This is a genomic window from Chloroherpetonaceae bacterium (assembly GCA_033763895.1).
GTDB lineage: Bacteria > Bacteroidota > Chlorobiia > Chlorobiales > Thermochlorobacteraceae > JANRJQ01.
In genome coordinates, this window is sequence record JANRJQ010000010.1 from 394,572 (window position 1) to 407,928 (window position 13,357).

The 13,357-nt window shown below is 40.0% G+C and carries 12 protein-coding genes; 9 read left to right on the plus strand and 3 right to left on the minus strand.

Annotation, left to right across the window (positions count from 1 at the left end; genetic code table 11):
• Positions 1 to 10: 10 nt before the first annotated feature.
• On the minus strand, positions 11 to 814 hold the full coding sequence (locus tag SFU91_09760; GenBank protein MDX2129308.1) for a polyprenol monophosphomannose synthase: 804 nt from the start codon (positions 812 to 814) through the stop codon (positions 11 to 13).
• Positions 815 to 1,074: 260 nt separating this feature from the next.
• Between SFU91_09760 and SFU91_09765 the strand changes: the two genes are divergently transcribed.
• The 7 genes from SFU91_09765 (at position 1,075) to SFU91_09795 (ending at position 7,314) form a co-directional block, all read left to right on the plus strand.
• Entirely contained in the window at positions 1,075 to 1,935 is an 861-nt protein-coding gene (locus SFU91_09765) for a TIGR00282 family metallophosphoesterase (GenBank protein ID MDX2129309.1), read from the plus strand.
• Positions 1,936 to 1,962: 27 nt separating this feature from the next.
• Positions 1,963 to 2,640, plus strand: a complete 678-nt coding sequence (locus SFU91_09770; GenBank protein MDX2129310.1) for an ATP-binding cassette domain-containing protein — start codon at positions 1,963 to 1,965, stop codon at positions 2,638 to 2,640.
• A gap of 200 nt (positions 2,641 to 2,840) precedes the next feature.
• On the plus strand, positions 2,841 to 3,197 hold the full coding sequence (locus SFU91_09775) for a hypothetical protein (GenBank protein MDX2129311.1): 357 nt from the start codon (positions 2,841 to 2,843) through the stop codon (positions 3,195 to 3,197).
• An 83-nt stretch (positions 3,198 to 3,280) separates the two neighbouring features.
• On the plus strand, positions 3,281 to 4,057 hold the full coding sequence (locus SFU91_09780; GenBank protein MDX2129312.1) for an SDR family oxidoreductase: 777 nt from the start codon (positions 3,281 to 3,283) through the stop codon (positions 4,055 to 4,057).
• Positions 4,058 to 4,214: 157 nt separating this feature from the next.
• Positions 4,215 to 5,240: an NAD(P)/FAD-dependent oxidoreductase gene (locus tag SFU91_09785; protein ID MDX2129313.1), complete on the plus strand. Its 1,026-nt coding sequence runs from the start codon at positions 4,215 to 4,217 to the stop codon at positions 5,238 to 5,240.
• A 132-nt stretch (positions 5,241 to 5,372) separates the two neighbouring features.
• Positions 5,373 to 6,389 carry a response regulator gene (locus SFU91_09790; GenBank protein MDX2129314.1) on the plus strand — a complete coding sequence of 339 codons (1,017 nt, stop codon included), beginning with the start codon at positions 5,373 to 5,375 and terminating at the stop codon, positions 6,387 to 6,389.
• A gap of 37 nt (positions 6,390 to 6,426) precedes the next feature.
• A complete protein-coding gene (locus tag SFU91_09795; GenBank protein MDX2129315.1) occupies positions 6,427 to 7,314 on the plus strand; it encodes an exopolyphosphatase in 888 nt (295 codons plus the stop codon).
• Between the two features lie 112 nt (positions 7,315 to 7,426).
• On the opposite strand, the gene SFU91_09800 is transcribed toward SFU91_09795, so the two are convergent.
• Both SFU91_09800 and SFU91_09805 read right to left on the minus strand, forming a co-directional pair.
• Positions 7,427 to 9,760 carry a TonB-dependent receptor gene (locus SFU91_09800; GenBank protein ID MDX2129316.1) on the minus strand — a complete coding sequence of 778 codons (2,334 nt, stop codon included), beginning with the start codon at positions 9,758 to 9,760 and terminating at the stop codon, positions 7,427 to 7,429.
• A gap of 101 nt (positions 9,761 to 9,861) precedes the next feature.
• Positions 9,862 to 10,431, minus strand: a complete 570-nt coding sequence (locus tag SFU91_09805; protein ID MDX2129317.1) for a TetR/AcrR family transcriptional regulator — start codon at positions 10,429 to 10,431, stop codon at positions 9,862 to 9,864.
• A gap of 52 nt (positions 10,432 to 10,483) precedes the next feature.
• Between SFU91_09805 and SFU91_09810 the strand changes: the two genes are divergently transcribed.
• On the plus strand, positions 10,484 to 11,440 hold the full coding sequence (locus SFU91_09810) for a hypothetical protein (GenBank protein MDX2129318.1): 957 nt from the start codon (positions 10,484 to 10,486) through the stop codon (positions 11,438 to 11,440).
• Between the two features lie 63 nt (positions 11,441 to 11,503).
• Positions 11,504 to 13,351 (plus strand): tetratricopeptide repeat protein, encoded by a 1,848-nt coding sequence (locus SFU91_09815; protein ID MDX2129319.1) that lies wholly within the window; start codon positions 11,504 to 11,506, stop codon positions 13,349 to 13,351.
• Positions 13,352 to 13,357: the final 6 nt, after the last annotated feature.

Below are 13,357 nucleotides of genomic sequence, written 5' to 3' on the forward strand. Positions count from 1 at the left end.
AGTTGCAAGGTCACAGCCTTCCTAAGAGTTGCTTAAATTTTAATGCCCAAACCATCCACATCGCTTCAAGAATTATCTTTCGAGACATTTTTGATTTGCCAACCGTCCGATCAAAAAAAACAATAGGGATTTCGCGAACCTGAAAACCCTTTGACCAAGTCTTGAAGTTCATTTCAATTTGAAACGAATAACCGCCGGAGCGAACTTCATCTAAGTTTATTGATTCCAACACTTTACGGCGAAAACATTTGAATCCTCCGGTCGGATCTTGAATCGGCATGCCAGTTATCATTCTCGTATAAAGGCTAGCACCCTTTGATAGAATGAGCCGCGAGATCGGCCAATTCACGACATTTGCAACCCGATCTAAATAGCGAGAGCCAATAACAAGGTCTGCTTCTTTTATCGCTGATAAGAAATTAGGAATCATCTTAGGGTCATGTGAAAGATCGGCATCCATCTCCATAACATAATCATACTCATGCTGAATGGCATATCGAAAGCCGGCCACGTAAGCCGTTCCTAAGCCCATTTTTCCCGGCCTGCGCAAAAGAAAAAGATGCTTATTCTTTTTCATCATTTCTTCGACAATTGATCCTGTACCGTCTGGAGAGTTATCATCGATGATTAGGATATCAAGCCCGGGAATTTCAAGGCTCATGACTAACCCAACAACCATTGGAATATTCTCAGCCTCGTTGTAAGTCGGTATAATAATAAGGGTTTTTCCAATCGCTATATCCACACTAGGAGGGAAAGATGTAGGTAACTCAAAATTTTCAACGGGTTTATCCATTCTGAATCTCAATGCCATCGTTTGAAAAAGGTGTCTAACGGATGCAAATAAATTAATTTCTTAATTCAAAGAATCAATTTGAATTAAGAGTTTGATAAAAAACAACTTGTCTTCAAATTATAATATTTTCAGACCAATGCAAGAAAAGTCCATCCTAAAAGTCTGGAAGATAATTTATCGTAAAATCACCCGTTGAAAAAAACAGGCATTAAGAAGTATTCCAGTGATTTTGAAAATGGGTGTTGTAAATTGGGAAGATTGAACATAAACTACTTAAAATGAAAACCATCAATATTTTTATGATGGCCGATGTTGTCGGTCAGCCGGGCGTTGAACTTGTTTGCAAATTACTAAAAGGATATATCCAAAAATTTGATATTCATTTTGCCCTTTGCAATGGAGAAAATGCCTATAACGGAAAAGGAATGAGCCTCGAAATTCTCCACCAATTACGTACTGCAGGTGTTGATGTCATTACAGGCGGAAATCATATTTGGGATAACTTTAAATTTCATGAAACCTTAAAAGTTGAACCACATGTCCTCCGTCCGCAAAACTATCCGAAAGGAACTTATGGTACCGGTATGGGGACTTTCAACTTACCAAATGGTCTTGGGAAAATTGCGGTCCTCAACCTTCAGGGAAGAACTTTTATGTACACGATTGATTGCCCTTTTCGCACTGCCGACTGGGCCTTGGATCGGCTGCGAAAGGAAACCAAGTATATCATTGTCGATATGCACGCTGAAGCCTCTGCTGAAAAAGCAGCTCTTGGTTTGTATTTGGATGGACGCGTTTCCGTTGTTATGGGTTCACATTCTCACGTTCAAACAGCCGATGAACGGATTCTTCCCAAAGGAACAGGTTTTTGTACAGATATTGGTATGACAGGCCCATATGAATCTGTGGTTGGAATGGTGTCTAAAACTGCGATTGATCGATTTATTTATCAAACCCCGCACAAATATGAATGTGCCACCAGCGATGTTCATCTTACTGCAATGGTAATTAAGTTAGATCCTGAAACGGGAAAATGTGTTCACCTTGAACGGGTTACTTTTCCTGAATTTACCAAATCGCTCATTGGAAAAAATGCACCAAAGCCTGAAACGACAAGGGCTGCTCAAACTGCGATTTAGTTTCGCATAATCGTAACAAGTTGAAGAGTGGCAGCATTAATACGATTGCACAATGTTTCTTTGAAGCGCGGTAATAAGGTGATTTTTGATCACCTTGATTTTGAACTTGGCCGTGGTGAATTTGTTTACATCATCGGTGCCTCCGGGGCGGGAAAAAGTTCTTTTTTGAAACTTCTCTATGCAGAAACAAAACCCGATGAAGGAGAAATTCATGTTGGTAAATTTGAAATTTCAAAACTGAGAAAATCCGAAATCCCCTTTCTGCGTAGGAATTTGGGAATTGTGTTTCAAGAGTTTCGATTGCTTTTCGATCGAAACGTCTATGAAAATGTCGCTTTTGTTTTAGAGGTCACTGGAGTGGGGTCGAAAGATATTTCAAGAAAAGTGAATGAAGCGCTATCAGAAGTTGGTTTATTATCAAAAAAATATGATATGCCGGAAACACTTTCGGGCGGAGAGCAACAGCGTGTCGCAATTGCAAGGGCTATCGTTCGAGAACCCTATTTTCTTTTGGCTGATGAACCTACAGGAAATCTTGATCCGGAAGTCTCAACAGAGATTATGCAACTTCTTAAGCGTATTAGTGGAAAGGGTGTAACAACACTTGTTGTTACCCACGATTATGATATCGTGAGCCGTGTGCCTTCACGAACATTAATGATCAAATCAGGAAAAATTTTTGATGTGGTTTTAAAGGGTAATTGATGACGTTTGCGGGTTTTATCAAATGTTTAATTCTCAGCTTTCCAAATAAGTTTTATTAAATTATTTTCGAAATAAATGCAATTGCCATAATGTGCGTATTGAGTCATTAAAGAACCAATTGATTTGAAGCTAAAGTGAATTTGAGTCGTAATTTTCTTTCTTGAAAAACCTTGATTTTATAAGTTATAACTACAACGGATATGAATAATAAAGCAGGCTTAACCTCAGAAGAATGGGATGATTTACGCGTCCAAATTCAAGAACTCTTTGATGTCACGCTTCGGTACGCTGAAGTTGTCGCTAAAGAAAGCGATCGGGTTTGGGATTCAGATCGGCCAAAGTTTACCAAGCTAAAAGATACCGATATTGATGATGCGCTACTTAAGTATCAAAATCAACTGAATAGCTTTGAAGAAGAGCGAAAAGTAGCTTACAATCAAATGTATGAACGGCTTAAGTCAGACGGGTTTTCGCGTGTGGTTAAAATTGAACGATATGTCGAAAAGCTTGCTGCTGCAATCGGTGCAGATTTTCATGTGACACCTGAAAAATCTTAATACCACAATAATTTAGAGTTGATTGATCTATTCAGCCTGCTTTGACTTTTTGCTCAAAGTGGGCTTTTTTATTATGACCAAATATGCTTTATACCATAATAACAGGGGCTTCTTCGGGGATTGGAAAGTGTTTTGCTGAGCAGTATGCCCAAAAAAGAAAAAATCTGCTGTTAATCTCTCGTTCTGCAGAAAAGCTTCTTGAACTAGCTGACCGTATTAAACGAGAAAATCAAATTGATGTGAAAATTCTTGCGTTAGATCTTTCAAAGCCTGAATCAGCTGAAGTTGTAAAGGACTTTTGCCAGACTTCAAAAATTGAGGTTGAAATTCTGATCAATAATGCCGGTTTTGGGCTTTTGGGCTCTTTTGCCTATCAAAAACTCAAGACTTATGAAGAAATGATTGAATTGAACATTTCGACTTTAGTTAAACTAACACACTTATTTCTTCCTGAGATGATTTCAAGAAAATCAGGCGGGGTAATCAATGTAGCTTCAACAGGTGCCTTTCAGGCAGTTCCATATCTAACCGTTTATGCAGCAACAAAGGCATTTGTGCTCAGTTTTTCTGAGGGATTAAACGAAGAACTTGACGGAACCGGAGTAACCGTTACGGCACTTTGCCCCGGAACGACCGAGACGAATTTCTTTGAAGTAGCCAAGCATGACCCATCAAAAATGCTTTTACCAATGGAAAAGCCTGAACAAGTGGTACGAGTTGGAATTCAAGCATTCGAAGCAGGGAGTTCAAAAGTGATTTCTGGGATTTTCAACAAAGTGATGATTCATACAGAACGCCTTTTCCCAAGGCACATCGTCTCGAAAATTGCAGCGTTTGTTTTCAATCCTACGAGGAAGTAAATTAAAATTAGGTAATGCCCTTTCATCACACCAAACATGAATCATATTAAAAAGCGTCGTACTTTAGTCATAAGGCTTTTCGGTGAAAAACCCTATCTTTGAAATTCATTTATTTCAACCAAACTGAAATTTAATTTTGGACAGCAATCAACAAACAATGGTCGCACCATCAGAAATACCTGATATTACCATTATTGGTGCGGGGCCAACAGGTCTTTTCGGTGCTTTTTATGCCGGGCTTCGTGCTATGAAGGTTCGGATTGTCGATAGTCTTTCAGATATCGGTGGGCAGCTAACGGCATTGTATCCCAAAAAATTGATTTATGACGTTGCGGGTTATCCCAAAGTTTTGGCTGAAGACTTGGTAAAAAGTCTTTATGAGCAAGCCGCTCAATACAACCCTGAAGTGATAACCAACACCAAGATTGAAAAACTTGAAAAGGTTGGTGAGGTTTTTCATCTTACCACCGAAACTGGAGAAGTATTATTTTCTAAAACGGTGTTAATCGCAGCCGGTGTGGGTGCGTTTACGCCCCGTAAATTGGAATCCGAAAATCTCTCGCAATGGGAAAACAAAGGGCTTTACTACTTTGTTAAGGATCCAACAGTTTTTTATGGAAGAAAGCTTCTCGTCGTCGGAGGCGGAGATTCGGCAATGGATTGGGCTATGGCACTCGCTCCACATTCGAATATGTTGCTGATTCACAGAAGAGATAAGTTTGTTGCACATGAAGACAGCGTAAAAAAAGTAAAAGAACTTGGCGTGCCGATTCGAACCTATTGGGAGCTAAAGACAATTAATGGTGAAAACGGTCTCTTAAAATCTGCAGTTATTTTCAATAACAAAACCAATGAGGAAGAGGTCATTGAAGCCGATGCCGTACTGTGCAACCTTGGGTTTTTAACCAATCTCGGCCCGATTAAGCATTGGGGGCTTGAGATACAAGGCAATGGAATTAAGGTTGATCATAATATGGGAGTTGGTATAAACGGCGTTTATGCTGCCGGCGATGTTGCGGCACATTCAGCCAAGTTAAAGCTTATTGCGACCGGCTTCGGCGAGGCCGCTATTGCCGTTAATCATGCCAAAACCGTAATTGACCCGCATGCTTCGTTCTTTCCGGGTCACAGCAGCAATAAAGACGATAAAAAAGAAGAAAAGCATGCTGAAAAAGTGGCATAAAAAAGTATGAAATTTGAATCAGTTAGGAAATTATTTTAGCATCGAAGGGCAGACCAAAATGTTTATTCCCCTGATTCTGTAAAAAGAATTAAAATAACAATCTTTCCAACGAAAGTAAGTAAGTGAGTATTTATGGCGAATGATAAAAAAGCGGCAGCCGATATTTTGATTGTTGATGATCAGGAAATCATTCTCAAACTTCTTGAAGAGACGCTTAAGACTGAAGGCTATAGCGTGAGAATGGCGATGAATGGTATTGAAGCACTTGCGGCTGTCGAATCAAATCGTCCTGATTTGATAATTACAGACATGTTGATGCCCAAAATGAATGGGTGTGATATGGTTTCAAAGTTAAAGGAATCGTCAGAGACTCGGCTGATTCCTACGATTATGTTGACAGGTCTATTTGATTTTGAAAATAAAGTTCGCGCACTTGATATCGGTGTTGATGATTTTTTGGGAAAGCCTTTTAATCGTATTGAATTAATTACTAAAGTACGTGCGCTGCTTAAAACCAAGGCTTATATCGATCAATTGGAAAATGCTGAATCAGTAATTGTCACGCTTGCACTTTCTATTGAAGGCCGAGATCCATACACCAACGGGCATTGCCATCGATTGGCAGATTACGGGATTAAACTAGGAAAGAAAATCGGCTTAGAAGAATGGCAAGTGGAAGCGGTGCGAAAAGGCGGTTTCTTACATGATATAGGAAAAATTGCAGTTTCAGATTCGATTCTCTTAAAGCCCGGAAAGCTGACTGCTGAAGAGTATGAGATAATGAAAATTCATCCCGAAGAAGGAGAGAAAATTTGCAAACCACTAAAATCACTTGCGCCTGTATTGCCAATTATTCGGGGGCACCAAGAGCGGTGGGATGGTAAAGGTTATCCTGACAATCTTCAGGGATCGAATATTCCGATTACCGCACGCGTAATTGCTACTGTGGATTTTTATGATGCCTTGAACACCGTTCGCCCATATAAGCGAGCCCTTTCTCATCATGAATCCATTGATTTAATGCGCAAAGAAACTCAAGAGAATAAGTGGGATCCAAACCTCATGAGTGTTTTTTTAGAAATGCTATCATCAGGTGAGTTCGATAAAGCATACCACGAAATTGTACCGGTCAAATATGAATTTGCTTAAGACATAGGTCAAAAGCTGTTCTTTAATTCTTAATAAAATGAGCAATCAAATAAAGGTTTTAACTCGCGCAGATTTAGATGGTCTTGTTTGTGCAGTTTTCTTAAAAAATACAGAGAACATTCAAGAAGTTCGCTTTTCAGAACCAAAGTTTGTTCAAGATGGAGAGATTGAAATTGATTCAAACGATATTTTAGCGAACCTTCCATACGATAAGCGATGCGGAATGTGGTTTGATCATCATATCGCAAATGTAAAACCTAAGGAATTCAAAGGTGCATTTAAGAATGCCCCAAGTGCAGCTCGCGTGATTTATGATTATTACCTTCCCGATTTCCCTGTACTGGCGAGGTATGAAGAACTTTTGCATCACACCGATAAAATTGATTCCGCGAATCTGACCTATGCGGAAGTTATCGAACCGTCAGGATATTTAATTTTATCAATGACCATTGATGGAAAATATCATGAAGACAAACCCTATTGGCTCCATCTAATTGACTTGATGATGGAAAAAACAATTGATGAGATTATGGCCGATGCCGAGGTCAAAAAGCGTGTCGATTCTTTTAAGGAGAGCAATCTTCAGTTTATGGAAGCAGTTAGAGATAATTCAAAGGTTGAAAAAAATGTCCTGATTACAGACCTTCGAAAATTTGATGAACTTCCAAACGGAAATCGCTACTACCTTTATGCATTTCAAGCTGCAACAAATATCTCGTTGAAGTTGACGAACGATCGTGAAAGACCGGGGTTTGTATCGATTGGCGTGGGCTACAACATTTTTAACAAAACGGCAAATATCAATGTCGGTGAACTGATGAAAAAGTATGGCGGCGGCGGACACAAAGCCGTTGGGAGCACGAGGGTCAAGAAAGATGATGCCGACAGAGTTGTTCAAGAAATGTTAAAATATCTGGTGCAGTAAAAAAAAACCTGACGAAAGTCAGGTTTTTTCTTGAATCTACCTCTTCACATTTTGTCTTTCACCCTAAACGATGTTGAAAATAAATTTCTATCAAATCCTATTGCTACCCCTTTTAGAATTCTGCATTGATGCCAATGGTTGGTAGAAGTCCGAGTGGACTGTCGTCAAGAATCTGATTATTGCGAACATCCCATCGAGGCTGATCGGCATTTTTTTGGTTGGTAATATTTTGAATGTCGATGTAAGTAATGAGTGTCCAATCTGTAAATTGCCACCGTTTATCAACCCGAATATCAAGGGCATAGCTTGAGGGAAGCCGGCCGGCATTAAAGAACATTGGGTCAATGTTGGTTCGGCGAAAACCGTAAGTGGCATCTCCGTCTGCACCAACTTCGGTAAAGGGCCGCCCTGTTGCAAAACGAAACCTTGTGCCTACTTCCCAGTCTTCATCAATTTTGTAACCTCCCGAGAGATTAAAAAGCAAGCGTTGATCAAAATTTCCTGCGCGTTCAACCCCGTCGAGTGCTGTAAATCTCGCCCAGTTTACAGAGAAAGAGGCAATACCATAAAACCGTGTTTCAGAAAGTTTTTTCTGTGCGAATACTTCAAATCCATAAGCGCGGCCATTTCCTTCGCTTGTTAAACGATCTAAACCAAATGATGTAAATCCTTCTTCAGAGCCGCCAAAACCGGCTCCGGTATTGGCTAATGTTAAAAATCGAAGTCGTGTATTTGTGGGGTAATTACTATAATTTTTGAAATACCCTTCAACACTAAATTTCCAATCTGCGCCAACAATTTGTTCAAAACCAACAATCCCTACATCGGTTTGAATGCTTTTTAGGTTGAGGTTCTCGGAATTTGCGACCAACCAAATGTAAGAGGGTGATTGAAAATATCGCCCGCCACTTACACTTAGGGTTGATTTTTCAAAAAGCCTGTAAGAAACAGATGAACGCAATGAGGGATATAGCTTGGTTTGAATAGGACTGAAATAATCAGCACGTGCGCCAAGTGTAAACCGAAAATCTCCGAGCGATTCACCGATTTGTGCATAGAGCGCTCCTTTAAAGAACCGATCTGATTTTGTCAAAGCAAGCGGTGCAAATGGCGCTGAGTTTGCCGTTGGGTTTAGTTGAATATCCGCATCAAAACCGATCGTTTTTGCTTGGAAACCAAATGAGAGCTCGGTCTTTTCGCCAAGGGTGATAAACGCATCTGAACGAAGATTGAACTCATCTTCAATTGAATTATTCTGAAAGAATGTCACTAAGAGAGAATCGCGCTGACGGAAACGGTAATCAATTCTTGTGCGTCCGAGTGTTGTGGAAACATAACCTCCCTTGAAAAGTTTTTTCCAAGTAACACCCGCAACGATTTGATATTGTGTATTGTCAAGCAGCGTGGCATTATCGAAGCGCTGCTCTTCGGTATCGGTAAACTGACGGACATTATTGATCACCCCGATTCCAACCCCGGAAATCTCATTGCCATCGCCTAAATTGAAGTTGAATTTTCCTAAAAAATCATAATACTCTGGGACAAATGCGAATCCTGCTGCTTTGAAAATGAGGTCTAAATAACTTCGTCGAGCAGAGAAAAGGAACTGTCCGTTTTGTGAAAGAGGTCCTTCAATATTCGCTCCAAATTGTGAAGCAGAGAGATTGAGCTTCCCGCCAAGCCGGTCATCGCGGCCATTCCGAAGATCTAAGGTAAGTACACTTGAGACTTTATCACCATACTTGGTGCCAAAACCGCCCGTAGAAAAACTGACATCTCGAACAAAATCAAGATTGACAAAGGAAAGCGGCCCTCCCCCTGCGCCCTGAGTTCCAAAGTGATTGATGTTTGGCGATTCAACACCATCAATCAAAAAGAGGTTTTCCGAGGGTGCGCCACCGCGTACCAATAGATCATTTCGCCCATTCTGAACTTGAGCGACGCCGGGCAAGGTTGAAATTGCTCGAACAACATCTTCAAAGCCGCCCGGAAATCGACGTATTTCTTCATACGATAAGGTTTGTTCACTTGTGGGCGAATCTGTTTTTTTGCGTGAAAAGTAATCGGCAACCACTTCAACTTCAGCTGTTTCAGAATCCTTTTCTACAAGTTCAATGACCACCGAAAAAGGGCGACCCGTAGATACCACAACATCTGAACGGTACAAGCTTTCGTATCCCACCGCAGTTATCAAAAGTTGATAAGTTCCAACGGGAATTTTTGTAAGAGTGAATCGACCGTTGACATTGGTTTTTGTTCCAATTGCCGTACCGACAACCCGAACCGAAGCGCCTATGACTTCCTCTTTTGTTGATTTATCGAAAATTCTCCCGACTACAGATCCTACCGTAAGACTTGAATCAGATTGTGCGTAAAGATTGGATGAAAGACAGAAAAAATTAAACGAGTGAATAAATATTATTGAGAAGAATAAGTTTTTTTTCATTGCTGAATGAATTTTATATGGAAAATTTAATGTATTTAATTAGATAAAACTACCGAATGTTCAGTAGGTAACTTTGCTGAAATTGAAATCGTTCCTCAGGATTATTTTCGTAAACCAACAAGAAGGGTGTTCAAAAAATCTTGAAATAAAGATTGAGGCGTGGAATTTGTAAATCGGTAGGATTCCCTTAACGCCTGAATTGTTGAAAGCAAGATCCCAGCAAGATTATCAAAATTGCAAACATTGAGTTCTCCTTTTTCAAAATGCATGCGGATGCAATTGGCTACTGGGGAGTGAATTAGGTAAATCTGTTTGTTGATAGCCCGTTGATTTTCCGTTGAAAGATGGTGAAAATCGTTTCGAAACATTGCAAGTATATCGAATGGGGGTTCTCTGAAAAACCATTCAGCAACGGCCATTAATTGGGATTCTAATGTTTCGGAGGATTCGAGTGCAGTAATCATTCCTAAGTGATGCCTGTGAATGGCAGATTGAACAACTGCAACAAACAATTCTTCTTTCCCTTTAGGAAAATGGTAATAAAGCGAGGCTTGCTTCATGCCTGATAGCGAAGCGAGTTCGCTCATTCCGAGACCTTTATAGCCTCTTAACATAAAAAGGGGTTCAGCCGCCTTTATGATTTTTTGTTTAGAATCGGTTAGTTCTGTCATTAATCACTAAATTGTGAATAATTGATTTAAGCAAAAAAACAGCGCCTTTATTATGATTTCTGAGGCAGCAAAAGAAAAGATTTGGAACAGAATACGAAAAACAAATGCCTTATTAGGTGCGCTTGTTTTTGCTTTCTTGACTTGGATGTTTGTCGCACTTAATCATAAGTATGTGGCTGCGTGGAAAGTTCCTGTACTCGTAAAAATGGAAAAGAGCGAAAGAGCGGTATCAAATGATTTTGATCGGTCAGTTGAAGTCAAATTTGAAGGTGAAGGGTGGAAACTCATTTCATTTTATATTCGAAGGCCGGAGTGGGTTTTAAATTTGAGCGAAGAATTACCCAAAGATTCACTTATAATTTCAACCCTGAAGTATTATCAGCAATATATTAAGCCGATTCCTGAAGGGGTGGTCGCGTTAGAGGTGCTACCTACCGTTCTTCAATTTAAATTCACACAAAAATTATCAAAGAGTATTCCTATTACCCTTGGAGCATCCTTAAGGCCTAAAGCTGGTTTTGCAATTCCAGCTACACTACGCTTCGAACCTGAAAGCTTAACCGTTACCGGACCAAAAGATCTAATTCAATCCCTTCAATTTTGGGAGACAGAAAATAAAGAATTTGATAACCTTGAGGGAAGATTTCAAATCCCGATTGGGTTAAAAAATGATTTTGAAGGAAAAGTAATAAAATCGGTTTCAGAAGTTGTTGTCAAAGGGGAAGCTCAGTTTTTGACACAGGTCGAATTTCCTAACCTTGAAATAAAGGTGAACAATATTCCAGTCGGTGTTAATGTTACCATAATTCCTAATAAGTTGGATATTACCGTAAGTGGAGCGGTGAGCGATTTGTATCTGATTCGCCCTGAAAGTCTTCAAGTTTCAGTCGATTATGAATCGATTCTAAAGGACACAACCGGTGTTCTAACTCCCGAATTAAAGCTACCCAATACAATTTCACTTTTAAAAATCTCTCAATCAGAAGTGCGGTATATCCTTCGCCGTTAATTATCTTTAATAACATTTCTGCTGCAAGTCATCCTAAAGCGTGGTTTTATTTACGAAAGAAAAATGCACGTACAAATCAATCGAAACACAGTGGTTGAAATGAAAGACCGCATCTCGGAACTTGAGCATCGCCTGAAAGATGCAGAAGGCACTTTTAGCGATATTGAGAAAATTGATATTCTAAACGAACTTGCTTGGGAATATAGGAATGTAAAACCTCAATATGCCCTCGAACTTAGCAAAGAAACACTCCGACTTTCAAATTTTTTTAATTATCAAAGAGGGCTCGCCTATGCGATGAGAAGCCTCGCGACAAGCATGCACTCGTTAGGTCAGTACGACGAAGCCCTCGAAAAATCCTCCGAAGCAGCCAATCTTCTTGAAATGATTGAAGACTATGAAGGCCAAGGAGAGGCGCTGAATGTGATGGGGAATGCTTTTCTCAATCTTGGTCAATATGCAGATGCTTTGGAAATTTACTCCCGTGTCATTTTACTTTTCCAACAACTGGGCAAAATTGATGGAGAAGCAAGAGCACTCAATAACATTGGCGTTGTGTATGGAGATTTAGGTGATTATTCGAATGCTATCGATTATCACTTTAAATCGCTCGAACTTTCGCGTAAATGTGAAGATTCCTATCTAGAATCCGTTTCATTTCTAAACCTTGGTTACACCAATAAACTGCTTGGAGACTATAATACGGCTCTCACGCACTATCTGAAAAGTCTTGAACTAAAGGAAAAAGTTGGCGATAAAATTGGAATCGCAAGTGTCTTAAACGGGCTCGCAGATATTTACAGTGCTTTAGGGAACTATCAACCCGCAATCGAAACCTATTTGAAGGCTCTGAAGATTTCAGAAGAGTATGAAAATAAAACCGGCATTGCTTCAGCGATTTCAGGATTAGGGGAAACTCACCTCAAATCCGGAGAAATGGAGAAAGCGGTTTATTACTTCACCCACGCTGTTGAAATTACAACCAAGCTTGGCGATCTCATCTTAAGAACAAATGCCCTTTTAGGACTTGGAAGGCTCTTACTCAGTCAAGAGCGATTTGACGAAGCACTGGCGCAATTCAATGCAGCTGAAGCCTTATCTGAAAAAACCCAATCGCTTGATAGTATCATGCGCATCAGTCAAAACCTTGCAGAATGCTATGAAAAGAAACGAGATTATGAAAAAGCTTTGCGATACTTCAGAAAATTTCACAATGCTGAAAAGGAAACATTCACTCAGGAAAGTCGCCAAAAAGTGAAAATGCAAAGCATTAGTTTTCAATTGGAGCAAAGCCAGAGAAACTCAGAATTTGAACGTAGCCGAAATGAAGAACTCCAAAACGCGTATCGAGAGTTACATACCCTTCATGAAACGCTAGAGGCGGCAGATAAATTAAAAGCGCAATTGGTACAACAGCTCGAAAAGCAGGCTCGTGAAGATGGGCTCACCAATCTCTACAATCGCCGTCATCTTGATTTGTTGCTCACCCAAGAATTTTCTCGCACGAATCGGCATAATCGAAATTTGACTTTAGCCATTTGTGATATTGACCACTTTAAGAAAATCAATGATCGGTTCTCACATCAAATTGGCGATGAAGTAATTCGAACGGTCGCTTCAATCTTTAAGGAAACTTGCCGTGCCGGCGATCTAGTTGGGCGATATGGAGGGGAAGAATTTGTCATTATTTTCCCTGAAACCCCACCAGATAAGGCGGCGGTCGCCTGTGAAAAAATTCGTGTTGCAATCGAAAGCTATGAATGGCGTAAAATCCATCCCGAACTTAAGGTAACAATCAGTGTTGGACTTTGCGGAGATACAACGGTTCCTAATCATGAGAAAATGCTATCGATTGCTGATGCAAAACTATATCAAGCAAAAAACTCAGGTCGAAACCAAGTCATTCCCTGAGTCTCT